We start from the raw sequence: 23,652 nt of genomic DNA, 5'->3' as shown, positions 1-23,652 counted from the left end.
GTTAGTTCTTCTCTGTGTGCTTTTTGGTTTGTACCCGTACAACACCGTTCATTGCTCTTGAGCCATATAGGGCAGTGGCTGATGCATCTTTTAGTATTTCGATAGACGTAACACTTTTTTCATCTACATTCTGCAAATCTTCAACAGGATGTTCAACTCCATCAATCAACAGGAGTGCATTTGTCCAGCCGAGCCAGGTATTTTGTGGCAAGGTCATTTTGTTAGCTGTAATGGTTTTGTCGCCATCCTGAACTTTTACTTTGCCATAAAAGGTCATCATTTTTTTGGCGGTATCTATCACCAGTGAATCATGTGCGCTGACCGATGTTTTAGGTTTGCCTTTCTCGGTTATAGAAATTGATACGGCTGATGTTCTCCAGATTTTAGGTTTTGAAGCCACAGACTGTTTCTTTTTCCGTGCAGTAGCAGACCTGCTTTTTGAAACTGCATTGTAAAAATAGTCAGCATCAGTTTTTAGTGCATTGCCTGTGTTTGCAGATGGCTGCATAATTGCCGAAAATTTAGCGCATTCCTTACAGTTGGCATTCTTGGTTTTACTTAGGCCTATCATTTCAATAACCGATCTTTCCTGCTTTCTGTGTACCGGGTATTGAAAGCGGCGTTCGGCATCCAGATAACCACTCTTTTTAAAACTAAGGCTTATGTGCAATGCCTTATCTTTTTGGATGTTTACCGGCATGGCTGTATATCCTTTAGCATCGGCCTTGTATGTTTTGTTGCCGTATATTTCTTTTACTTCAACATCACTTAAGCGTTGGTGCGTATCAATATCATAAAATATAATAGCATACGTCAATTGTCCTTTTTGCTGCGGCAATAACTGATTGCGGAAAGCCACCAAAATAACGGCCAGCAGCGGCAGTATGAACATGAATTTTAACAGATTTATCTTAGCGGAGCGTACTTTGTTCATCATCATGATACGGTTTTTTAGGGATGAAAAGTTGAATTGATTGGCTATGCGGTACTGCGGTACACCAATAACTTTGAGTAAATGATATTGATAAGCCTTTTTATCTAAGCCTGTATTCACTACGTTATCATCTGCAATGTATTCCAGATTTTGCCTGATACTGTGCCTCATGAACCATGCGAACGGATTATACCAGTTGATGATGCACAGCAGCTCGGCCAATATAATATCAAAGGTATGCAGCTGCTTTACGTGGACATATTCGTGCAGAATGATCTCCTCCAGTTCGGCCTCGGTATGCAGGTTTTTGTTGAGGTATATGTTATTGCCGAAGGAGAAAGGTGTTATCTCCTTATCGGTATGATAAATAGGTGTATCGCCATCGCTTATAGCCGTAGCTGTTCGTTTTATTTTGCGGAGCGCGAATAATTGCCCGGCTAATCGGAGAAGCAACGCAGCAGAACCCGCTGCCAAAACATACAGGCTAAACTGCCACCAATCGGTAGCCTGGCTTACTTCGATCACAGACGGAACTGTAGCTTTGCCGCTGATGGCTTGTACAGTTGGTATAATGTGTACCACTGATTGGTCACTAACATTGGCTGTGATGGTTGATACATCAATAAAAGGTATCACAAAGCATAACGCCGTATAGCCCGCCAGATACCATCGGTTTAAGTTATAAAAGGTAAGCCTGCGCAGCACCAGTAGGTAAAACAGATGGATTACAGCAATGCTGATAGATAGCTTTAACAAGTATTCAAATATGACAGGCATAGCGGTAGGGTTTATTTGTTATCACCTTTTTCAATCATGCTGATGATCTCTTTCAGTTCATCGGCACTAATTTTTTCCTCTTTGGCAAAGAACGCGATCAGGTCTTTGTAGGAGCTTTTAAAATAATCCTTCACAAAGCCTTTCATGAATTTGGCTTTGTATTCCTCTGCTTTTATAAGCGGGGAGTAGCGATACGAATTGGCCATTTTTTCGCCTTGTACATAGCCCTTTTTCTCCAGGTTTTTTATGGTTGATGCCAGGGTGGTGTAAGGCGGTTTAGGCTCGGGCATGGCATCTAAAAAGTCTTTTACAAACGCCGGCGCTTTTTGCCATACCACCTGCATTGCTTCTTCTTCCTGTTGTGTAAGTTTTTCCATTACAGATTACTATTATATCGTAAATCTACGAAAATTTCGTAATAAAACAAATATTTATTTATTTTTCTTTTATAAGGAGATTATAGAGTAACAAAAAAGGCTTGCCGATTGGCAAGCCTTAAGTATGTATATCAGTTTTTAAACTGTTACAGTTTACGTTTAACTTCAACGTTTTCGTAAGCTTCAACTATGTCGCCTACTTCAATGTTGTTAAAGTTTTGGATGTTCAAACCACACTCGTAACCGGCGTTCACTTCTTTCACGTCATCTTTATAACGTTTAAGTGATGCAAGCTCGCCGGTGTAAATTACCACACCCTCGCGGATGATGCGTATCTTACTGTTACGGGTAATTTTACCATCTAACACCATACAACCTGCAATGGTACCCACCTTGCTGATCTTGAAGGTTTCACGTATCTCAACGTTAGCAACGATCTTCTCCTCAAAGGTTGGCGCAAGCATACCTTCCATCGCCGCCTTGATCTCGTTGATCGCGTCGTAGATGATAGAGTAAAGCCTGATATCAATTTGCTCCTGCTCGGCCAGTTTACGGGCACTGCCTGAAGGGCGCACCTGGAAACCGATGATGATCGCATCAGATGCCGAAGCCAGCAATACGTCAGATTCAGAGATCTGACCAACTGCTTTTGATATGATGTTAACCTGTATCTGCTCGGTAGATAGTTTCAGCAATGAGTCAGACAATGCCTCGATTGAACCATCAACGTCACCTTTAACAATGATGTTAAGTTCCTTGAAGTTACCCACTGCCAAACGGCGGCCGATCTCATCAAGCGTAATGTGTTTCTGCGTACGTAAGCCTTGCTCGCGTTGTAATTGCAAACGTTTGTTGGCTATTTCACGTGCTTCAGGTTCGCTATCCATCGCGTTGAACTTATCGCCCGCGGTAGGGGCACCCTGCATACCCAGCACCTGTACCGGTGTAGATGGGCCTGCTGATTCAACACGCATACCGCGTTCATTAGTCAATGCCTTAACACGGCCGCTGTAACAGCCTGCCAGTATCGGGTCGCCCACTTTAAGGCGGCCGGCCTGTACCAATATAGTAGTAACAATACCACGGCCTTTATCTAAAGCTGCCTCAATAACGGTACCTACGGCACGTTTGTTCGGGTTAGCTTTTAATTCAAGCAATTCGGCCTCAAGTAATATCTTCTCTAAAAGTTTATCAACATTAAGACCTGATTTGGCCGAAATTTCCTGCGACTGGTATTTACCGCCCCATTCTTCAACCAATATGTTCATGGTAGCCAGCTGCTCACGTACCTTATCGGCATTGGCGCCTGGTTTATCAATTTTATTGAAAGCGAAGATGATCGGTGCACCGGCAGCCTGCGCGTGGTTTATGGCCTCGCGGGTTTGCGGCATCACGCTATCGTCAGCAGCTATCACGATGATAACAATATCTGTTACCTGGGCACCACGTGCACGCATCGCCGTAAAGGCTTCGTGACCCGGCGTATCCAGGAAGGTGATCTTACCCTTATTTTCAGGCAATGTAACCTCGTAAGCACCAATGTGCTGGGTTATACCACCGGCCTCACCGCCAATTACGTTGGTGTTGCGTATAAAATCCAGTAATGATGTTTTACCGTGGTCAACGTGACCCATGATGGTTACGATCGGCGCACGTGGGATCAGATCTGCCGGATCATCAACCTCCTCAAGGTTGGTTTCCTCATCCTCCGGTTTAACAAATTCTATCTGGTAACCAAATTCATCGGCAACAATGGTCAGGGTTTCAGCATCCAGCCTTTGGTTGATGGATACGAACATGCCCAAACTCATACAAGTTGAGATGATCTGCGTTACCGGCACATCCATCATTGATGCAAGCTCGTTAGCGGTTACAAACTCGGTTACTTTAAGTACCCTTGATTGTGCTTCCTGCTCCATTGCCAGTTCTTCGGCGTTGGCGGCTACGTCATCACGTTTTTGGCGACGGAATTTTGCACGCTGTGCAAACTTACCCGATTTACCCGCGCCGCTTAAGCGTGCAAGTGTTGCCTTAATTTGATCTTGTATATCTTTTTCAGATGGTTCCTCTTTTGGAGTAGTTGGCTGAGCGTTACGGTTGTTACGGTTATCAGGCCTGTTACCACCCGGATGGTTACCACGGTTCCTGAAATCAGGACGGCCGCCCGGACCTCCCTGTCCTTGTCCTTGACCCTGGCCTTGTTGCTGGCCATTGTTGTTAGGCTGATTAGGGCCTCCGCCTTCTTTACGCTTTCTTTTGCGCTTATGGTCGGCCGAGTTAGGGTTTGATGATGATGCCACCGGGTTACGCTTCGGCTCGTTAACCGGAAGCTGTATTTTACCGATGATATTAGGGCCTGTAAGGCGCTCGGCCTTGGCACGTATCACCTCATTATTTTCAGTTGCAGGCGCTTCAGGCGCTGCCGGTTGTTGCGGCTGCGGCGCAGGTTTGTTCTCAACAACTACCGGAGCCGGTTTTGGGGCTTCAGGAGCTTTAACAACAACAGGCGCTTCCTCTTTAACAGGAGCAGGTGGAGCAGCAACCGGTGGTTCCGGTTTTACTTCGGGCTTAACTTCTGCCTTAACCTCCGGTGCCACAGGGGCAGGAGTAGGAGCAGGTTGCGGTTTTGGCTCTTCAGCCGGTTTTGGGGCAGCAGGCTGCGGCCTTGCATTTAAGCTGTCAAGGTCAATTTTACCCACTACTTTTACACCCGGCAGGTTATCGCCGCGGTCATCTGTTTTAGCAGGCGCGGCAGCTTCGGCCGGTTTTGCCTTTTCAGTTTGTTGTGCAGTAAAGTTGCCCGCGTTTTTGATCAGTATCTCCTCGTTCTCAAATTCTTTTGAACGGCGTTGCTCAGCAGGTTTTTCAGAAGTGGCAGGCACTTCCTCTTTCCTGATCTTGCCTATGCTGATCTGCTTGGCTTCTTCCTTAATGATCTTGTCGGCAGCAAATTCCTTTAACAAGGTAGTGTACATATCGCTGTCGAGCCTGGCCATAGGTTGTTTTTCAACTTTAAACCCTTTAGTAGCCAGAAAATCGACAATGGTACCCATACCAATGTTTAGTTCCTTTACTGCTTTAATTAATTTTATGCTTTTGTCTTCTGACATTTATTATACTTTCTCTGCTTGTACTATTTGCAAAAATACGATTTTATATCGGCTTAATTGATTTTATTCAAATTCTGCTTGCAATATCGACACAACTTCTTTTATGGTTTCCTCTTCAAGGTCAGTACGTTTAACCAATTCGGCAAGGCTAAGCGCTAAAACCGATTTTGCGGTATCTAAACCAACACGTTTAAACTCGTCAAGTATCCAGCTGTCAATCTCGTCTGAGAATTCTTCAATATCAACGTCCTCCTCCAATTCATCAGCTTCGCGGTAAACATCAATTTCGTAGCCGGTTAATTTACCTGCCAGTTTAATGTTATGGCCGCCACGACCAATGGCCAGTGATACCTGGTCTGGTTTCAGGTAAACGGCAGCGGTTTTCTTCTCGTCGTCAAGTTTGATCGAGGTGATCTTGGCTGGCGACAGGGCACGCTGTATGTATAACTGAATATTGTTGGTAAAGTTGATCACGTCAATGTTCTCGTTCTTCAACTCACGAACGATGCCATGTATACGTGAACCCTTCATGCCCACACAGGCGCCTACAGGGTCAATACGGTCGTCGTATGATTCAACCGCAACCTTAGCTCTCTCGCCCGGCTCACGAACTATCTTTTTAATGGTGATCAAACCATCAAATATCTCCGGTACTTCCTGCTCAAACAAACGTTGCAGGAATTCAGGCGCGGTGCGCGATATGATGATCTTAGGGTTGCTGTTCATCATATCAACCTTTGATACTACGGCTTTTACGCTGTCGCCTTTTTTAAAGTAGTCGGCAGGTATCTGCTCGGTTTTTGGTAATAAAAGCTCGTTGCCTTCATCATCAAGTACCAAAGTTTCTTTTTTCCAAACCTGATAAACCTCACCGGTTACAACTTCGCCAACGCGGTCTTTATATTTCTTGAATATCTCGTCTTTTTCAAGCTCCAATATTTTTGATACCAGTGTTTGGCGTGCGGCCAAAATAGCACGGCGGCCAAAGCTTTCCAGCGTGATCTGCTCTACATGCTCGTCGCCAACCTCGTAGTCCTCGTCAATCAGTTTTGCTTCGGCCAATTCAATTTCCAGATCGTCATCCTCACTAAAGCCATCCTCTACGATCTGGCGTGTGCGCCATATCTCTAAGTCACCATTGTCGGTGTTAACAATTACGTCGCAATTTTCGTCGGTACCATATTTCTTTTTGATCATGCTTCTGAAAACATCTTCAAGCACGCTCATCATGGTAGGGCGGTCAATGTTCTTAAAATCTTTGAACTCCTGAAAAGAGTCAATTAAATTAATATTGCTCATTTATTTATTTGAATGATATTAAAACCTTGGTTTCAGTTATTTCATTTACCGGGATAACGCTTTCAACCAGTTCGGCCTTTTTCCCTTTTTCTTTTACTTTTTCTTCAATGGTCACCGTGTTCTCGTCGGCAGCTAACAGCTTGCCTTCGCGTTTGGCACCGGCGGTTGTTTTAACCAGTAATTGCCTGCCTATGTTTTTGGCGTATTGCCTTGTTAACGTAAGCGGCATATCAATACCCGGCGATGATACTTCGAGGTTGTACGCGGTATCAATAGTGTTTTCTTCCTCAAGATGAAAACCTACATGGCGACTTATCTTCACGCAATCATCAATGCCGATGCCGTTATCACCATCAACCAATATCATCAGCTTTCCGTTCGAATGAAACTTTATGCTTACGATGAACAGGTCAGGGCGGTCGGCTATTTTCTCCTCAACAAGTTCGGTAACCCTTTGCTCAATATTCATGTACTTGTTTCCGTTTTTATCGGTAAAATAAAAGAGGGGGCTACCAGCCCCCTCCGTATTTCAAATGCAAATATAAGTATATTTATTTTGTTTTTCAAGTACTTTGTTATAGTTTAAAAGGCACATCGGTGTACGGGTGTTCGCCCGGTTTGTTCTTTTTACGCACTATATCCCACAGGCTGCCGCCCTCGGCATAGCGGTAGTAACGCACAAAATATGGCTGCCCTTTTACAAAGGCCGTATCAGGCGTAAAACTGATATCGGAATTCACGATTTTGTATTTTCCGGGCTGCTCGGGCTGGTCATCAATCAGGTCCTCATTGGCAGGTTGGCGATATACCGGCAATAAGCTTAGCCATATAGTATTCGAGGTATCACGTGCCAGTTGCTTTAACGCTTCGGCAGGTACACCATGTATCCTGATCTCGTTTTTACCGCTAACCTTTACCGTGATCTGCTCCTCGTGGGCAGACGAACAGGCCCCTAACAACACCAATAATATCAACCACGATTTTTTCATGCCGATCAATTAATTATACGGCCGGTAAGGTCTACCCTGCGGGCAAACGGATTAATGAATTTATTGGCCAGCGCTGCAAACTCGTAACGGGTAACAGGGCGGTTCATATCAAACGTCGATTTGAATTTGTATACCGGTTGCCAGTTTTTCTGCATCATCTTTTTCAGCGTTTCGGGGTCGGTAAGGGTAACATCGCTAATGAACGACATGAGGTTGCCCACCGTAAATTTTTCGCCCGGTTTGTTTTGGTTGAACCAGATGAACGCGCGTGTGTAATACTCGTTTAATAATGGTTTGATATCGGCCGTATTGATGGTTGAATCCGGCTGAAAGATCATGGCTACATGATCGCCTTCAGCTTTAAAAATGCCTTGCAATAAACCCGTAGCACAAACCTGCTGCACAGCGCGGAAATACGGATCACTAAACGGAATATCACTGATAGGGAAGATGTAACCCTTATGATCAAGCACCTCACCCTGAATGATACGTACATGCAGGTTTTTGGTAGTGGTTTTAAAAAATGCCAGGAATGCCGCTGTTGCCCCGGCGCTTTGCCCCAAGGTCATTTGCACTGCCGGATCGGCCGTTGTGGCGTTGGCCAGGTGGGTTACCGATAACGCTTTTTCGGTAATCACCAAATTTTCGGCATCGCGGGCTACAAAGGCCGTAAGCGGAATACCGTATGCCGGGAATGGCGGATAGTTCACCTTATTCTTTTCATCGTTATAAGCTTGCATGGGCAAGGCATCGCCTACAGATATGGATGTACGGTAAAGTTTGTTCGGCCTTGAATAAGGTTGATATATATCATCAATATTAAACTTAAGGATGCCGTTAGCCCGCTGATATTCGCGCACAAAGGGAATGTATGGTAGTTTATCGGGCGTATTATATTCCTCTAAGCTAAAGCTTTTGTAACCTAAAACGGTTTGCAGGTAATAGATCAGTCCGAGGGTATGCATGCGTGCCTTTTTAAATGTTTGGGCACGATTCTCGGGCGTTAACTGTTCTACCGAAACAGAGTATTGATTAGCACACCAGTTGATCAGGTATTTATCATTAGGCAGTTTACTATCGGCCAATAATTTTTTTACGTCGACGCCTTTAAGGCAGCTGTACGCTGCCGGGTCATAGCCTTCAGGTTTTTTGATGGTACGATCAGCCGCCCGGCCGTTATCCTTCACTATGGCGGCAAAGCTGATATCCTGAATTTCGGAAGTGGCATTGGTCTGGGCCAGTGCCTCGCCTGTTTGCGTGCGACTATCGGTACCGGCATCAAATTTTACCCCTACGGCGGTGGCGGCATCGGCCAATTCGGTAGCATCTATCAACACACGGGCCTTGATGGTTATGGATTCGTTTTTTTCGGTGATGGTAAGCTCCCAGCCCGTACCATCTTTTTTAAGATTGGTGTAGGGCGTATTGAGTTTGTAGGTTAGATTTTTTACCGTATCGGCTATTTTTTTGAGGATGGCCGCGCCGGTGTAAGGTTCGTAACGCAGTATGGCGTTTAGTGTGGTATCATACCCCGGTGTTTTTTTGTAGAACGCGGTAACATGCCTGCGAAACTCCGCCCATATACCCGATTGAAAGTTTCTGTTTGCCGGGAGTACGCAAATGCCGCCCGCCGTTATGCTGCCGCCAAGCCAGGGGCCGGTTTCAATCAGCATGGTTTTTACGTTGCTGCGCGCGCATTGTATGGCTGCCGCGGTGCCGCTGGCACTGCCGCCAATAACAAGTACATCGGTTTTAATAGTTTCGGCAAAACAAACAGAACATTTTAGGAAAATACAAAGCAGTAGTAACTTTTTTAACATCAGGCTTTAAATAACAAAATACAAAACGCTAATTTGGGCAAAACCTTGTTGAACTAAAAAATTAATACATAATATAATATTGCTATGCTTACCGACGAACAAATGCGCTACCCGATAGGCAAGTTTCAAACCCCGGCATCGTACACGGATGATGACCTGTACCGTTGGATGAATGATATACGCATGCTGCCGGGGCAATTAAGGCAGGCGGTTATTGGTTTAAATGATGATGACCTGAACACCCCATACCGCAAAGGCGGCTGGACGCTAAGGCAGGTGGTGCACCACGTAGCCGACAGTCACATGAACTCCATTACCCGCATTAAGCTTGCCCTTACCGAGGATAACCCGACCATAAAACCCTACGAAGAAGCCTACTGGGCCCTGCAAGCCGATTACCATTTGCCCGTTGAACCCTCGCTAAAAATGCTCGACGGTATACACCAGCGCATGATAGTGCTGTTTGAAAGCTTTACCCCAAACGAGTGGGAACGCACCTTCATCCACCCTGAAACCGGCGCAACCAACTCATTGAAAAAAACGCTGGCCACCTACTCATGGCACGGCCGCCATCATCTGGCACATATTACCGAAACACGGAAGAAATATGGATTTTAACACACAAGCCCTAACAAAACTGAAAGGGCTTGTGCAATAACTCCCCCTTTAGGGGGCCGGGGGGCTACAATCCAAAAATATTATACTCAAACCTCAGCAAATACATATTCTTGCTGTTGCGCACCATATCATTATATAAAGGTGTGCGGTAACTCAAATCTAACCGGCAAACGCTGTTGAATATTAACTGTACCGCCGGGGCAATATCCAAGTAACTTTGCGCATGGCCGGGGTTGGTTTTGCCAAGCAGTTCAACATACAGGTTAAGGTTTACCTGATCGTAATTCTCATACTTTTTGGGTAGGAGCAGATACCCTGCCGATAAACTATAGCCGACGCTGTTACGGGCATTGCCATCCGGGAAGTTATACCCGCCACGGTTGTCAAACCCGCGCAGGTAACTTGCCGAGCCGGATAGGGCCAGCTTGTGCATCAGTTGTGTAAATATCAAGCCGCTCTGTATACCGGAGTTGTCGCCCTCCAATGATATTTCCTGATTAACCAGCGGGTTTTTGATGCTCGATGCCTTAACGAACACAGCCCCCCTGAAATGCCGCTGCACAGAATCGACCGATAAAAACCGGTATTTGGCATACACGCTGCCGCCCTCGAACCGTTGTCCCTGCCGGTAAAAGTTTGACATATAGGCCGAGCCATGAAACATAAAGTATTTGCTCGCGCCGTACATCAGCTCAATAGTGCTGCGGTTTTTGTACTCCGGCTCAAAAAAGCCCTGATTTTCCACCCGTATACCTAATGATCGTGCCGCCATGTTGCTGGCCGGTTCGGTATTAACGTAAAGCTCCTGAGCGTAGGTTGTTATAGTGATCGCCATTAGCATGGCGATGAATAGTATTTTTTTCATAGAAACCCCTCCTAAATCCTCCCCAAGGGGGACGACTTGATTTAAACCACGTCATTGCGAGGAACGAAGCAATCCCCGAGCGACTTGTATTGAAGAATATCTTAAAGAGATTGCTTCGTACCTCGCAATGACGTGTAGTGTTGAATATACTTTGTCATTTCGACGAAGGAGAAATCTGCCGCCTGACTATGAACGCAGACAGATCTCTCACTATCGTTCGAGATGACATAGGTTAAAAATTGAAAAAGAAGTAAAAGCAAAAACCAATCATAACCAATTCTCCGGCCTCTTAATTTTCGGGTAGCAGGTTGAAGCACTACCGTAAATAGAAAATTAAACAGCCGGCAGTTTTTCTTTGGTTACTTTCTTTTTTCTGCAAAAAAGAAAGTGACAACCACTAACGATAATAAAGCATATCCTTGTGCTCATTAGCAGTGAAAGTGCTTTTATCTAAGGCTTGTGCTTTAAACGAATCGTCAGCCTGCTCTTGGCCGCAGAGGCCAGTTACTTTACCTTAGATGCAAAGTAACCAAACATCAAGGCAGAAAAAACCTTCCGCCCGCAAGGCCATACTCCCAGGCCCGGTTTTCTGCCAGGCCACCGCTTCTTTTTATTCATAGCACTTCTTTTTTGTCATTTCGAACGAGGTACGAGGAGAAATCTCTCGCCTAATTATAAACGCGTGCAGATTTGTCGCTATCGCTCGAAATGACAAAGGTGCGTGCTTATATCGCTACACAATAAACCTTCTTACCATCAGGTGTGGCGGGTTTTTGCGGGGCGTACTTTTTGTTGGTGGCGGTAGGGGCAAAGCCTTTGTCTAAAAAGGTGATGGCTACGGGGCCGTTGAGGTCTTTGTCGCTGGCGTTTACCAGGTGAAAGTGCTTGCCCGAATACTCGAACATGTTGTTGCTGAGTTTGGTGCTGGCAAAGTTGTAGGTAGCTTTCAGGTTATTAACCGAAAAGCCCGCGCTTTGCACTTTGCTGCTCAGTTTATCAAAATCAACAGCGGCATCCTTTTTAAAGGTTACAATGAAGATGTTGCGGTTCAGGTCGGGCTTTACATCGCCTACAAAGCTTAATGATCGTAGTGATTTTTCGGTCGCTTTTGAGCACATGGAGCAGGTGAGGCCGCTAACCTGTACTTCGGCTTTGGTGAATTGGGCTTTGGCAACGCCAACAGATATAGCCATTATGGCTATGAATATTTTTAAGGTTTTCATATCGTTATCAAAAAAATTAATGTAAAAAAATGTATCACGAGCCGGTTAAACAGCACGTGCAATTGATCTTAAACTAATTTTTTGAATCAGATACGGAAGTTGCAGTTGATGAGGAAAATGGATTGCTTGCTCTGCGGCTCATTATCCGGTGGGCCACGGTCAAAAAGCTTATCAAATAAGGCGCGTTGTGCCGATAGAAAGAACTCCTCGAATGGCAGCGCGGCAATATCAAATGAAAATACTTTGCTTAATAGCGATTGTGGTTTTTCGGCCTGATGAGCATCCTTTACCTTAACATCTACCTTTTTATCTTTGCAGCACTTCATTTTTGAAGCCGCTGTTTCGGAGTGGCATTTTTTGGCAGGCTGCACAATTTTTACGGATGCTACCGTATTACCGCAGTAATGAAAGTTCAGGGCGAAACCGGATACTGTAGCAAAGTACAGCAGCAGTAAAGTTATAACGCCTGATCTTTTAAGCATAACACAAATCTATGTGCTTTTATGATGATATGCAAGTGTTTAACATTTTATAACACTTGCATATCGGGTATTGGTTGGTGCAATTACGCTACCGTTCCTTCTTTTAGTTTCTCGGCGTTCTCGGCAAATTGCAGGGCTTCCATTATATCCTGTATACCGCCGTTCATTACTTCGGGCAGGTTGTAGATGGTAAGACCAATGCGGTGCTCAGTTAAACGACCTTGCGGGAAATTGTAGGTACGTACCTTAGCCGAACGGTCGCCGGTAGCAACCATGGTTTTACGTTTCTTAGATGTTTCCTCCAGGTGTTTTTGCAGCTCCATTTCGTAAACACGTGAGCGTAATACCTGTAAGGCCTTATCAAAGTTCTTCAACTGCGATTTTTGATCCTGGCATTGAGCAACCAAACCGGTAGGTATGTGTGTTAACCTAACGGCCGAGTAGGTAGTGTTAACCGACTGACCACCCGGGCCTGAAGCACAGAACAGATCCTTACGGATATCATTCATATTCAGGTCGATGTCAAACTCATCAACTTCGGGCAATACCACTACTGATGCTGCCGAAGTATGTACACGGCCTTGTGTTTCGGTATCTGGCACACGTTGTACACGGTGCACGCCCGATTCAAATTTTAATGTGCCGTAAGCATCCTCAGCCAATACGTTGAACACGATCTCCTTATAACCGCCTGATGTACCTTCGGTATAGTCAACCAATTCGGTACGCCAGCCGCGTTTTTCGCAAAAGCGCATGTACATACGGTAAAGGTCGCCGGCAAAAAGGGCAGCCTCGTCACCACCTGTACCGCCACGTATCTCAATAATGGCATTCTTTGAATCTTCCGGATCTTTAGGGATCAGCATTAAACGTATCTGTTCCTCTTTTTCCTCTTGCTGTACTAATAAGGTATCCAGCTCCTCTTTGGCCATGTCGCGAAACTCAGCATCCTTTTCAGTAGCCAGTATCTCCTTATTGGTATCAATATTACTCATGATGTTGCGGTAGATAAAATACTCGTCAACAATCTTGTTCAAATCCTTATATTCCTTATTCAGCTGAGCAAAACGCTTCATGTCAGCCATGGCATCAGGGCTGCTCAGTTCACCTTCTACTGTTTTCCAGCGTTGGTGTATAGCTTCTAATTTATCTAACATAAAAATATCAGTCAGTTAGCCCGACAAAGTGCCGTGCTAAAAAGTGCACAAAAGTACGGTTTTTTTGCGGGATATTTTTCAGCGAAAGGTAAACGTTAAGGGCGCACGGTAGTATTTTCAAAATACTCAAGGCTAAGGTTCTCCCCGTCAAAAACAGCGTACGAGTTATAATTAAACCATTCGCCCAGGTTAATGTAGCAGCTGCCTTTATTTAACGGCACATCCATAGGCAGGTGGCGGTGGCCAAAAATAAAGTAATCGTAATGTTTTTGCTCAAGTACCTCGTTGCTGTAGGTTACCAGCCACTCGTGCTCGCCGGGTTTAAGGTCGGGCTTTTTAAGGTGTTTATCCCTGCTTTGCTGCGACCACGCACCGGCAATGCCGATACCCAGGTTAGGATGCAGGCGGGCGAACAGCCATTGGCACAACTTACTGCGGAAAACTTTTTTCAGGATCTTGTAGCCCTCATCGCCCGGGCCAAGGCCATCGCCATGGTGCAGAAAGAATTTTTTGCCGTTACGCTCAATCTCCAGCTCATTGCTGATAATGGTGGCGCCCAGCTCTTCAGTAAAGTAGCTGAACATCCACATATCGTGGTTACCTTTAAATATGTAAAGCTTTACGCCGGCATCGGTCAGTTCGGCCAGTTTGCCTAAAAAGCGTATGTAGCCTTTGGGTACTACGGTTTTGTACTCAAACCAAAACTCAAATACATCGCCCATTAAAAATAGCTCGGCGGCATCGTGCTTAATACTGTCGAGCCAGCGAGTGATGCGTGCTTCACGGTCGCGGCTGGGGCCGTAGCTATCGGTACCCAAATGAAAATCGGATGCGAAGTATAGTTTGTTGCGTATTGCCATGCTTTGCAAAAGTAAACTATTGCAGGCATTTTTTTAACCGGGTATTTATATGCCTATACGCGTTTTTAACAGTTAAACTGACATTTCATTTTAATTTCATGTAGCGCCTGTACTTTAGCTTTCGTATTAGCATAAAAAGTTTCATTTAAAACCGGATAAATATGCTGGCAGTAAAGAATTTAGTAAGCAGATCAACCATATACAGGCATTCAACCATGTTAATGGGCACCCGTTTCGAGATCACCGTTGTAGGTGAAAATCCGGGCTGGGCTACCGAGCGCATTAATGATGCCATTGCCGAAATTAACCGTGTAGATAAATTGCTGAGCACTTTTGGCGACGAAAGCAGCATTAACCAAATTAACGGTAACGCGGGCATTGCTCCTGTAAAGGTTAGTGGCGAATTATTTAGATTGATCGATCGCTCATTACAGGTTGCCGAACTTACTTACGGTACTTTTGATATTACTTACAGCACCGCGCCAAAAACGGTTGCCGGTGTTAGCTATAAGGATGTTGTGCTTGATGCCAACACCCAAACCGTGTTTTTAACTCACGAGGGTATGCGCATTAGCTTTGCCGCCAATGGCAAAGGGTACGCTGCCGACAGGGCTAAGTTTGTATTACAAATGAATGGTGTAAGCAGCGGTGTTATTAATGCCGGTGGCGACATGGTAGGCTGGGGTACACAACCCGACAGCGAGCCGTGGACAGTTGCCGCCGCCGATCCGGAGCAAGCTGACAAGCCTTACGCTCAACTGAACATCAGCAACCTGGCATTGGCTACATCAGTAAATGTAGATGCCGAGAATATTAAAAAGAACATTACCGCTATCACCAGCAAAGGCTTTGAGGTTAGCGCCATTAAAAGCGTTACCATAGTTAGCCCAACTGCTGAAATGGCTGATGCTATGGCCTCACCGGTTATCAGCATAGGTGTTAACGCGGGTATGTATCTTATTAACAGGCTTAACCAGATAGCTTGTGTTATTGTTGATGATCATGACAGGGTTTACACTTCAAAAGGCATCACCCTTTAAACAGATATTTTCATCCAAACAATTTATATACAATTAAATTAATTAACCGCTGTATTAATTATAGCGGTTTTATCTTTTTTATGCGCGGGTATAATTTTAATTGTGTGATATTGAGAATATTTTTACTTTCCTCCGTTAAATGATAAAGTGGTTTTACATAATACTGTTGCTCCTGGCAGTGCCGCTATTATCATCCGCTGCAAAAAAAAGTGGGTATACTGCATCCAATCTGCGTACTTTTGAAACCCGTACTTCTTCCTTTTTTCAAACCCGTGGCGATACAATTATCAACAAGCGGTCAAAAAAACAACAAGAGGAAGATGAAAAGAATAAAATAAAGGAAATTGCGAAAGCAAAAAAGCAACTTAAACCTGAAAAGGTAGGCGAGGATAACGACCAGACCAAGAAGCGCAAGCAGCGCAGGCCGGATGGTATGGAGCGTCCACCGGAGATACTCAGGCGTAATGGCGGTTAATTCTGTAGTAACACGGTAAATGAAATATTTAGGCTTATTTATTTTTTCGTTTTTGTATGCTGTGGCTGATGCCGCCGCTACCGAGCCGCGTTATTTTTTAACCGCCGCCAAAACCGCCGTGGCCGATAGCGACAGTGTGCAGGTGCGCAAACGTTCGGTATCGGTAGGTATAAATTACGGTAACGATGCCATTTTTTTTGGCAGGGTAGGGCCGGTAAAGTACCCCTATGTAGCTACCGATGTGGTTTACAATGATAAGTCGGGCTTTTTTGTTTATGGTTCGGCGCTTAAGGTTTTAGGTTACGATCCTGTTTTTGACGAGGTTGACCTGGGCGCGGGTTATTACTTTAAATCAAAAAACAAAAAGTACTCAAGCAACATCAGCTATACCCGCTTTATATTTAATAATGATGCGCGCATCATCAAATCAGCATCAACAAACGATATTAATTTCAAGAACTCCTACGATTGGAATATCATGAAATCGAGCGTTACAGCCGATTTTTTGTTCGGTAAATCCAACGATTTTTTCCTGACCATTAGCCAGTCAAAAAACTTTGAACCCAACTGGAGCATTTTTACTGATGAGGATTATTTGACTTTTAATCCATCAATAAACATGATCATTGGTACGCAAAACTTTGTTAAGAAATACTCGGAGGACAGATTCTACCTGCACAATCGCGATAAGATATTCAGCTCGGCTATGCTTAGTCGTAACAACGGGCGCTTTACCGCGTTAAATTATTACCTGAAAGTGCCGGTGGCTTATAATACCCCGCATTATACACTTGAGGCAGCCTACCGCTACTCTATACCTGTAAATGTTGAAAACGCATTGCAAAACAGGCACGCATCTTTTTTTAATTTAACGTTTTATTACCTGTTCTATTAAAAACCGATGAATGTACTCATTATAGAGGATGAACGCTCACTGGCCCGGGAAGTAGATATTTTTCTGACCAACAACAACTACGTTTGCGAAGTAGCCTATAATGGTCGTACCGCGTCCGAAAAAATATCGGTAAACCTGTACGATTTTATACTGATCGATCTTGGTTTGCCTGATTATGAGGGATTGGATCTGTTAAAGGAAGCCAAAGCAAGTAATCCCGAAGCGGCTTGTATTATCCTTACCGCCCGTGCCGAGGTGAACGACCGTATAACAGGCCTCGATTTGGGTGCTGATGATTATGTGCCTAAACCATTCTCGTTGCTCGAGTTGCAAAGCCGTATGCAGGCCATTACCCGCCGCAAGTTCGGCCTTAAGCAAAATACAGTAACACTGGGCGATTTTTTGATCAACCTTACCGAACGCACTATCAGCCATGAGGGTGATGTGGTTAGCGCCATCACCAAAAAGGAGTTTGACCTGATAGCCTACATGCTGCTGCATAAAAACCGCACCCTAACCCGCACCCAGCTAAGCGAACATATTTGGGGCAGCGTGGTTAATGATGATTACGACTCGAACTATATTGATGCCCACATCAAAAACATACGTAAAAAACTGAATGCCTATGCCGCCCCTAACTGGTTAGAAACCGTGCGCGGACTGGGCTATAAAATTGTTATAAACAGTTAAACGGTAAATATTTGAAGCTTAATACAAAACTCACCCTGTTCAATACCATCTCAAAACTGGTAATTGTGGTGCTTTTTGTGTTGTTGCTACCCCTGCTCATCACCCAAATAAACCTGAGCTATACCGATGGTAAGCTCATTGCCCAAAAAGAGAAGGTATTACAGATTGTTAAAACTCTTGGCATTGGCAATTACATAACTGATGGTGAAAGCTATGGCAGTTATACATTATTAAAGGAGGAATACATTAGCCTTGATGAAGTGGATGCCCGCGAAAAGCTGGATACCATATTGAACGAACGCCGTATTGTAGAGGGTGATACCATTGAATACCGCATATTGAGCCATACCTTCAAGGTAAATAAAAAGAACTATTTGCTGGAGGTGGGCAAAAGTGTATCAACCCTTGATGATACCAGTGGGCCGCTGCAAAAAATTGCCTTTTTGGTGCTGGTGTGTATGATATTGCTAACCATCCTGGCCGATCAGCTTTACTCAAACTATGTATTGCGACCGTTGAGGCAGATCATTAAAACGAGGCTTAATAGTAGTCGGTTCCCTTATATTGATAGTTACAGAAAGGTGCGCACCAGAACAACAGATTTCCAGTATCTCGACATCAGCATACACCGCATGATGGAAACTATAACCGACAAGTTTCAAAAGGAACGGGAGTTTATTTCCAATGCCTCGCACGAGTTGATGACGCCGATATCCATTCTGCAAACAAAAATTGAGAACATGTTTGTAGAGGAGGATATTGCCGACGACCTGAAGGTGCGTTTGCTTGAAATGCAGCGTATACTTAACCGGTTAAAAAGCATTACCAAAACACTGTTACTAATATCGCAAATTGAGAATGAGCAATTCATCAAGGAGGATGAGGTAAACCTGAACCAAATGCTGCATGATGTGCAGGACGAAATATCCATCCGCCTTGAACAAAAGGAGATAACGTGCAATATTGATGTGCCTACCGATGTAGTGCTGCAAAAGGTGAATAAGTTTTTGCTTTTTAACCTGCTGTTTAACCTCATCAACAACGCCATAAAATATAACCACGAGGGCGGCAGTATCAACATCAGCGTACGAAAAAATGCCGCCAACCTGGTATTAAATATTGCCGATACGGGCATAGGTATTTCGGCAGAGGAGTTGCCGTATATTTTTAATCGCTTTAAAAAATTGAAACGCGCATTGCAGCAGGATAGCTTTGGTTTGGGCTTGCCGATAGTAAAATCCATTGCCGATTTTCATCAGATAGAGATAGAGGTAGTATCCGAGAAGGAAAAAGGCAGTACTTTCAGCCTGATCATCCCGCTGTCGGCATTGAAAAATTAAGCGACCTGTCAGGTTCAGAATGTCAGGTTGTACTAAAAACTGTGCATAGGTGTAATAATGGCATAAGCGTAGAATGCTATAACCTTATTTTCTTTTCCTAAATATTAAAAAATTATAGTTCAGGTATTCATTGCGATGCAATAATCGCAGTAAATATTATTAAACCTTTTTGGCACTGCCTTTGTCATATCAGCATTAACCAAGATCATACATATACAACGAAAAATGAAAACGTTAAAATTAAGAATAGCTAAGTTAAGTATTGCTGTAGCTACCATAGGCATCATAGCATCGGGTTGCGATTCGCTAACCAAAACCCAAAAAGGTGCAGCTATAGGTGCAGGGGCTGGTGGTACTATAGGTGCTTTTATAGGTAAGGCAGCAGGTAACACTGCTTTGGGTGCCGTAATTGGCGGCGCTGTAGGTGGTACTGCCGGTGCTTTTATCGGTCGTAAAATGGACCGCCAGGCAGCCGAGATAAAACAAACCGTACCTGGCGCAACCGTAACCCGCGAGGGCGAGGGTATCATTGTTAAGTTCGACTCAGGTATATTGTTCGATGTTGATAAAACCGATCTGAAAACAGCCGCCCGTACTAACCTGGAGAATTTAGCTACATCGCTTAAAAATAATCCGCAAACCAATATCTCTATCATAGGCCATACCGATAGCACCGGTACAGCAAGCTATAACCAAACGCTGTCTGAACGCCGTGCATCATCAGTAAAAAGCTATTTGGTTGATAACGGTGTTACCGGGTCGCGTTTAAGCACTACCGGTAAAGGCAAAAACGAGCCTATCGCGTCAAACTCAACAGCCGATGGTCGTGCTCAAAACCGCCGTGTAGAGATAGTAATTGTTGCTAACGATGCCATGAAAAACGAAGCTAAGCAACAAGCCAGCAATTAAGCTGCAAGCATAAATAAGATAATAGTAAATAGATTGATTGAACCCCTGCCCTGATAAGGCAGGGGTTTGTTGTACCCCAAAGACCCCACCCTAACCCTCCCCGAGGGGGAGGGGATGAAAAGTTAACATATTTGACTTTATTATTCATGTCATTTCGAACGAGGTACGAGGAGAAATCTGTCGCTTTGCTATAAACGTGTGCAGATTTCTCGCGATCGCTCGAAATGCCAAAAATCTATGAATGCACAACCCATAAATAACATACCCTACCGGCATCAGAAATGCCCGGAGTAGCACAAGCCTTGCCTAAGCACAAACTTTCACCGGGCAGGGCGTAGCCGGCGATTTTTGTTTCTTTTGATCGCTCAAAAGAAATTTAGGACAGGTAATGAACTTTGCTTTATTGAGCATTTGTACTTATTTCAAATGATGTGCTTTAACTGTCGTTAGTCTGCTCTTGGCCGCAGAGGCCAGTTACTTTACCTTAGATGCAAAGTAACCAAACATCAAGGCAGAAAAAACCTTCCACCCACAGGCCACACTCCTGGCCCGGTTTTCTGCCAGGCCACCGCGCTTTTTTTTGAATAACATAATTATATTAAAAGTCCTCCCCTTGTGGGAGGATTTAGGAAGGGTTGTACGAGGAGAAATCTGTCGCTCGAATATGAACGTGTGCAGATTTCTCGCTATCGCTCGAAATGACATTGATTAAAAAATGAACTCAAGTATATTACGCTATCGCGATCACCTTATCCTTCAATACCCCAAATATCCTATCCGTTTTTTGGTTGCGAATGGCTACCCGGCCGGTAAATCTACCGAATGAGGGTAGTATGCCTTGTTTGGCGCCAAACGCGAAGCAGGGCAGGGTGATATGCTGACGACCACGGCCGCTTAGTGATACGCCCGGGTGTATGTGCCCGCAAAAGGCATAAGCTGTAGCTTGTTCCATTTGCTTTGCGGTAAGCGGATGATGCAGCATCAGGAAAGGGCCAACCTGCAATTCATCATGCAGGGCAACATTCAGTTCGGTGTAATGCCTGTCGTGAATAATATCGTGGTTGCCGCGGATGAGTATCATCTCAATTTTGGCATGACGATGCCTCCACATGGCAAACCAATCCCAATCAGCATTCATGTCGCTGTGAAAAAGGTCGCCTAAAAACATGATCTTTTCGGGGCGGTATTCTTCTATCAAATCTGATAATATCGCCAGATCATCCTGCTCCATATCTCGCGGAACGGCAATACCCGCCTTACGAAAATGACCCACCTTGCCCAAATGAACATCGGCAGCTATCAGGGTTTTTTGCTGTTGCCAGTATATGGCACGCTGAGGAAGTAATATCAGATCTTCGCCTAAAAGGTTAAAAGGCAGTCCCGCACAAATCGTCATATCAGGTGCAAAGATACGCAAATACTGAAAAGCAAAAAGCCGGATCAAACGCCCGGCTTTCGCTTTTATATGGTTGTTTTTACAGGATATCCTTAATGTGTTTGTAGTTGGCTTTTACGGTATCAAGTACCTCATCCATACGGCCGTTCAGTATCATTTTGGTCATGGATAGAGCCATGCCTTTTACCTGCTTAAACTCAATTTGTGGTGGCATGGCCAGCGCGTTCGGGTCGGTCATTACGTTGATCAGTGCCGGACCATCGTGTTCAAAGGCGGCTTTAATGGCAGCCTTAACACCCGATGGCTCGTTAACGGTATAGCCCTGCATACCCATGGCTTGCGCTACCAGCATAAAATCGGGGTTGTGCATATCGGTTTGCCAGTCGGGCAAGCCGGCTACCTCCATTTCCAGCTTCACCATACCTAACGATCGATTATTGAATACGATGATCTTTACAGGTAATTTATATTGGGTGATAGTCGCCAGATCACCTAATAGCATCGATAGGCCGCCATCGCCACACAGTGCCACCACCTGCCTGCCCGGAAATGCCAATGCCGCTCCAATAGCCTGTGGCATGGCATTAGCCATAGAACCATGATTGAACGAGCCCAGCATTTTGCGCTTACCCGTAGCATTGATATACCGTGCGCCCCATACGCATGACATGCCGGTATCAACCGTAAAAACAGTATCATCATTAGCCAGTTCATCAATACAGTGCGATACATATTCGGGGTGTATCTTGTCGGTATCGCCGGTATCTTCCACGTAAGTGTGCATCTTCTTTTTTACCTCAGCGTAAAAGTCCAGCTGCTCGCGTAAAAATTTATCCTCGGTGCTTTGTGAAACTAATGGCAGCAGGGCTTGCAGGGTATCCTTTACCGATCCGCATAAACCAATATCAACATTGGCACGGCGACCGATCCGCTCCGGCCTGGTATCTACCTGTACAATAGTGCAATCGGTAGGCATAAAGTTAGCATAAGGGAAATCAGTACCCAGCAGCATGATCAGATCAGAATGGTGCATACTATGGTAGGCCGATGGAATGCCTAATAATCCGGTCATGCCCACCTCGTTAGGGTTATGGTGCTGTATATCCATTTTGGCCCTGAACGAGTAGGCTACCGTAGCGTTCAGCTTTTGCGATAGGGCTACTACTTCATCGTGGGCGTCGGCAGCACCTATGCCGCAAAATATGGTGATTTTTTTATGCTGACCCAAAGCCGCTGCCAGTTTACCCAAATCAGCATCCGATGGTTTGATAACCGGCACCGGGTTAAAGTTTTGCGTAGCGGTGGTGATCTCCTCAGCATCTAAACCGGTAATATCGCCGGGTAAGCCTAAAACAGCCACACCCTTTTTGTGCAGCGCGGCCTGTATAGCGCCTTGTAACATGCGTGGCAACTGTTTAGGCGTAGTGGCTATCTGGTTATAATGACTGCAATCGGCAAATAATTTCAGCGTGCTGGTTTCTTGGAAGTACTCGGTTCCAAACTCGGTAGTAGGTATGGTTGATGCAATGGCAATAACCGACGCGCCCGAACGGTGGGCATCATAAAGTCCGTTAATGAGGTGCACATGCCCCGGGCCGCTACTGCCTGCGCAACAGGCAATGCCGGTCAGTTCGGCTTCGGCAGCGGCGGCATAGGCGCCTGCTTCCTCGTGGCGTACGTGTACCCACTGTATCTTACCCGATCGGCGCACGGAATCATTAACCTCATTCAAACTATCGCCGGTAACGGCGTATATGCGTTTTATGCCCGCATTTATCAGCATTTCAACCAATTGGTCGGCCACTGTTTTTGCCATATTGATAATTGTTTATGTTTAAACACTTACATAGCAACCAACGGGGTATATATGAGTTTTAAAAAATGTGAATAACTACCCCTCCCTAACCCTCCCCGAGGGGGAGGGGATTTTGAATAGTATGATTTTGAATATGTCGCTTTACTATGAACGCGTACAGATTTCTCGCTAACGCTCGAAATGACATGAAATAATACTAAACAAACAGAAGCACAAACCCTAAATAACCTCTATAACCGGCATCAGAAATGCCCGGAGTAGCACAAGCCTTGCCAAAGCACAAACTTTCACCGGGCAGGGCGTAGCCGGCGAGTTATTCGCTGTTGTTTGTTTTTTATTGGTGCTCATGAGATCGCTATCGCTAAGGTTTGTTTCTTTTGGTCGCTCAAAAGAAATTGAGGACAGGTAATGAAGCGATTTAAGTGAAGTGCCTTGATTTAAGGGTTTATGCTTTAATTGCCGTCAGTCTGCTCTTGGCCGCAGAGGCCAGTTACTTTACCTTAGATGCAAAGTAACCAAACATCAAGCCGGAAAAAACCTTCCACCCACAAGGCCATACTCCCTGGCCCGGTTTTCCGGC

General features: G+C 44.9%; 21 protein-coding genes. 7 read left to right on the top strand and 14 right to left on the bottom strand.

Annotation, left to right across the window (positions count from 1 at the left end):
* Nucleotide 1: 1 nt before the first annotated feature.
* The 7 genes from IM792_RS12730 to IM792_RS12700 form a co-directional block, all read right to left on the bottom strand.
* Nucleotides 2-1,711, bottom strand: coding sequence for a M56 family metallopeptidase (locus IM792_RS12730; protein ID WP_194102254.1), 1,710 nt, complete (start codon nucleotides 1,709-1,711; stop codon nucleotides 2-4).
* A gap of 11 nt (nucleotides 1,712-1,722) precedes the next feature.
* On the bottom strand, nucleotides 1,723-2,088 hold the full coding sequence (locus IM792_RS12725) for a BlaI/MecI/CopY family transcriptional regulator (protein ID WP_194102253.1): 366 nt from the start codon (nucleotides 2,086-2,088) through the stop codon (nucleotides 1,723-1,725).
* Between the two features lie 146 nt (nucleotides 2,089-2,234).
* Complete coding sequence (gene infB, locus IM792_RS12720; protein ID WP_194102252.1) at nucleotides 2,235-5,198, bottom strand: translation initiation factor IF-2; 2,964 nt, start codon at nucleotides 5,196-5,198, stop codon at nucleotides 2,235-2,237.
* A 63-nt stretch (nucleotides 5,199-5,261) separates the two neighbouring features.
* On the bottom strand, nucleotides 5,262-6,497 hold the full coding sequence (gene nusA / locus IM792_RS12715; RefSeq protein ID WP_194102251.1) for a transcription termination factor NusA: 1,236 nt from the start codon (nucleotides 6,495-6,497) through the stop codon (nucleotides 5,262-5,264).
* A 4-nt stretch (nucleotides 6,498-6,501) separates the two neighbouring features.
* Complete coding sequence (rimP, locus tag IM792_RS12710; protein WP_194102250.1) at nucleotides 6,502-6,966, bottom strand: ribosome assembly cofactor RimP; 465 nt, start codon at nucleotides 6,964-6,966, stop codon at nucleotides 6,502-6,504.
* A 106-nt stretch (nucleotides 6,967-7,072) separates the two neighbouring features.
* Entirely contained in the window at nucleotides 7,073-7,486 is a 414-nt protein-coding gene (locus IM792_RS12705; RefSeq protein WP_194102249.1) for a hypothetical protein, read from the bottom strand.
* A 5-nt stretch (nucleotides 7,487-7,491) separates the two neighbouring features.
* Nucleotides 7,492-9,306 (bottom strand): FAD-dependent oxidoreductase, encoded by a 1,815-nt coding sequence (locus IM792_RS12700; RefSeq protein ID WP_194102248.1) that lies wholly within the window; start codon nucleotides 9,304-9,306, stop codon nucleotides 7,492-7,494.
* 84 nt (nucleotides 9,307-9,390) lie between these two features.
* Between IM792_RS12700 and IM792_RS12695 the strand changes: the two genes are divergently transcribed.
* Nucleotides 9,391-9,924, top strand: coding sequence for a YfiT family bacillithiol transferase (locus IM792_RS12695; RefSeq protein WP_194102247.1), 534 nt, complete (start codon nucleotides 9,391-9,393; stop codon nucleotides 9,922-9,924).
* Between the two features lie 64 nt (nucleotides 9,925-9,988).
* On the opposite strand, the gene IM792_RS12690 is transcribed toward IM792_RS12695, so the two are convergent.
* From IM792_RS12690 to IM792_RS12670, 5 genes are all read right to left on the bottom strand, one after another.
* Entirely contained in the window at nucleotides 9,989-10,789 is an 801-nt protein-coding gene (locus IM792_RS12690) for a hypothetical protein (protein ID WP_194102246.1), read from the bottom strand.
* Between the two features lie 725 nt (nucleotides 10,790-11,514).
* A complete protein-coding gene (locus tag IM792_RS12685) occupies nucleotides 11,515-12,012 on the bottom strand; it encodes a heavy-metal-associated domain-containing protein (RefSeq protein WP_194102245.1) in 498 nt (165 codons plus the stop codon).
* An 86-nt stretch (nucleotides 12,013-12,098) separates the two neighbouring features.
* Nucleotides 12,099-12,494, bottom strand: coding sequence for a hypothetical protein (locus tag IM792_RS12680; RefSeq protein WP_194102244.1), 396 nt, complete (start codon nucleotides 12,492-12,494; stop codon nucleotides 12,099-12,101).
* Between the two features lie 83 nt (nucleotides 12,495-12,577).
* Nucleotides 12,578-13,651, bottom strand: coding sequence for a peptide chain release factor 1 (gene prfA, locus IM792_RS12675; RefSeq protein ID WP_194102243.1), 1,074 nt, complete (start codon nucleotides 13,649-13,651; stop codon nucleotides 12,578-12,580).
* A 95-nt stretch (nucleotides 13,652-13,746) separates the two neighbouring features.
* The gene (locus tag IM792_RS12670; RefSeq protein WP_194102242.1) at nucleotides 13,747-14,511 is read right to left on the bottom strand and encodes a UDP-2,3-diacylglucosamine diphosphatase; all 765 of its coding nucleotides are present in this window, start codon (nucleotides 14,509-14,511) and stop codon (nucleotides 13,747-13,749) included.
* 161 nt (nucleotides 14,512-14,672) lie between these two features.
* Between IM792_RS12670 and IM792_RS12665 the strand changes: the two genes are divergently transcribed.
* The 6 genes from IM792_RS12665 (at nucleotide 14,673) to IM792_RS12640 (ending at nucleotide 19,860) form a co-directional block, all read left to right on the top strand.
* Nucleotides 14,673-15,551, top strand: coding sequence for an FAD:protein FMN transferase (locus tag IM792_RS12665; RefSeq protein ID WP_194102241.1), 879 nt, complete (start codon nucleotides 14,673-14,675; stop codon nucleotides 15,549-15,551).
* Between the two features lie 139 nt (nucleotides 15,552-15,690).
* Nucleotides 15,691-16,026 (top strand): hypothetical protein, encoded by a 336-nt coding sequence (locus tag IM792_RS12660; RefSeq protein WP_194102240.1) that lies wholly within the window; start codon nucleotides 15,691-15,693, stop codon nucleotides 16,024-16,026.
* A 19-nt stretch (nucleotides 16,027-16,045) separates the two neighbouring features.
* Nucleotides 16,046-16,921: a hypothetical protein gene (locus IM792_RS12655; RefSeq protein ID WP_194102239.1), complete on the top strand. Its 876-nt coding sequence runs from the start codon at nucleotides 16,046-16,048 to the stop codon at nucleotides 16,919-16,921.
* Nucleotides 16,922-16,927: 6 nt separating this feature from the next.
* On the top strand, nucleotides 16,928-17,611 hold the full coding sequence (locus IM792_RS12650; protein WP_194102238.1) for a response regulator transcription factor: 684 nt from the start codon (nucleotides 16,928-16,930) through the stop codon (nucleotides 17,609-17,611).
* A gap of 11 nt (nucleotides 17,612-17,622) precedes the next feature.
* Entirely contained in the window at nucleotides 17,623-18,951 is a 1,329-nt protein-coding gene (locus IM792_RS12645; protein ID WP_194102237.1) for a HAMP domain-containing sensor histidine kinase, read from the top strand.
* Between the two features lie 225 nt (nucleotides 18,952-19,176).
* Nucleotides 19,177-19,860 (top strand): OmpA family protein, encoded by a 684-nt coding sequence (locus tag IM792_RS12640; RefSeq protein WP_194102236.1) that lies wholly within the window; start codon nucleotides 19,177-19,179, stop codon nucleotides 19,858-19,860.
* A 730-nt stretch (nucleotides 19,861-20,590) separates the two neighbouring features.
* Here the strand turns inward: IM792_RS12640 and pdeM are convergent.
* Entirely contained in the window at nucleotides 20,591-21,256 is a 666-nt protein-coding gene (pdeM, locus tag IM792_RS12635; protein ID WP_194102235.1) for a ligase-associated DNA damage response endonuclease PdeM, read from the bottom strand.
* A gap of 79 nt (nucleotides 21,257-21,335) precedes the next feature.
* Nucleotides 21,336-23,072, bottom strand: coding sequence for a thiamine pyrophosphate-dependent enzyme (locus IM792_RS12630; RefSeq protein WP_194102234.1), 1,737 nt, complete (start codon nucleotides 23,070-23,072; stop codon nucleotides 21,336-21,338).
* Nucleotides 23,073-23,652 lie beyond the last annotated feature (580 nt).

Source organism: Mucilaginibacter sp. JRF, from assembly GCF_015223065.1.
In the GTDB taxonomy this organism is placed as follows: domain Bacteria; phylum Bacteroidota; class Bacteroidia; order Sphingobacteriales; family Sphingobacteriaceae; genus Mucilaginibacter.
This window is presented reverse-complemented; position numbering and strand designations above follow the sequence as displayed.

Excerpts from the sequence above, each read along its gene's own strand:
- IM792_RS12700 (WP_194102248.1), bottom strand. The coding sequence starts at position 9,306 with ATGTTAAAAAAGTTACTACTGCTTTGTATTTTCCTAAAATGTTCTGTT.
- IM792_RS12665 (WP_194102241.1), top strand. The coding sequence starts at position 14,673 with ATGCTGGCAGTAAAGAATTTAGTAAGCAGATCAACCATATACAGGCAT.
- IM792_RS12690 (WP_194102246.1), bottom strand. The coding sequence starts at position 10,789 with ATGAAAAAAATACTATTCATCGCCATGCTAATGGCGATCACTATAACA.
- IM792_RS12725 (WP_194102253.1), bottom strand. The coding sequence starts at position 2,088 with ATGGAAAAACTTACACAACAGGAAGAAGAAGCAATGCAGGTGGTATGG.
- IM792_RS12650 (WP_194102238.1), top strand. The coding sequence starts at position 16,928 with ATGAATGTACTCATTATAGAGGATGAACGCTCACTGGCCCGGGAAGTA.
- IM792_RS12730 (WP_194102254.1), bottom strand. The coding sequence starts at position 1,711 with ATGCCTGTCATATTTGAATACTTGTTAAAGCTATCTATCAGCATTGCT.
- IM792_RS12695 (WP_194102247.1), top strand. The coding sequence starts at position 9,391 with ATGCTTACCGACGAACAAATGCGCTACCCGATAGGCAAGTTTCAAACC.
- prfA (WP_194102243.1), bottom strand. The coding sequence starts at position 13,651 with ATGTTAGATAAATTAGAAGCTATACACCAACGCTGGAAAACAGTAGAA.
- IM792_RS12640 (WP_194102236.1), top strand. The coding sequence starts at position 19,177 with ATGAAAACGTTAAAATTAAGAATAGCTAAGTTAAGTATTGCTGTAGCT.
- IM792_RS12680 (WP_194102244.1), bottom strand. The coding sequence starts at position 12,494 with ATGCTTAAAAGATCAGGCGTTATAACTTTACTGCTGCTGTACTTTGCT.
- IM792_RS12655 (WP_194102239.1), top strand. The coding sequence starts at position 16,046 with ATGAAATATTTAGGCTTATTTATTTTTTCGTTTTTGTATGCTGTGGCT.
- infB (WP_194102252.1), bottom strand. The coding sequence starts at position 5,198 with ATGTCAGAAGACAAAAGCATAAAATTAATTAAAGCAGTAAAGGAACTA.
- IM792_RS12670 (WP_194102242.1), bottom strand. The coding sequence starts at position 14,511 with ATGGCAATACGCAACAAACTATACTTCGCATCCGATTTTCATTTGGGT.
- IM792_RS12630 (WP_194102234.1), bottom strand. The coding sequence starts at position 23,072 with ATGGCAAAAACAGTGGCCGACCAATTGGTTGAAATGCTGATAAATGCG.
- pdeM (WP_194102235.1), bottom strand. The coding sequence starts at position 21,256 with ATGACGATTTGTGCGGGACTGCCTTTTAACCTTTTAGGCGAAGATCTG.
- IM792_RS12685 (WP_194102245.1), bottom strand. The coding sequence starts at position 12,012 with ATGAAAACCTTAAAAATATTCATAGCCATAATGGCTATATCTGTTGGC.
- IM792_RS12705 (WP_194102249.1), bottom strand. The coding sequence starts at position 7,486 with ATGAAAAAATCGTGGTTGATATTATTGGTGTTGTTAGGGGCCTGTTCG.
- IM792_RS12660 (WP_194102240.1), top strand. The coding sequence starts at position 15,691 with ATGATAAAGTGGTTTTACATAATACTGTTGCTCCTGGCAGTGCCGCTA.
- nusA (WP_194102251.1), bottom strand. The coding sequence starts at position 6,497 with ATGAGCAATATTAATTTAATTGACTCTTTTCAGGAGTTCAAAGATTTT.
- rimP (WP_194102250.1), bottom strand. The coding sequence starts at position 6,966 with ATGAATATTGAGCAAAGGGTTACCGAACTTGTTGAGGAGAAAATAGCC.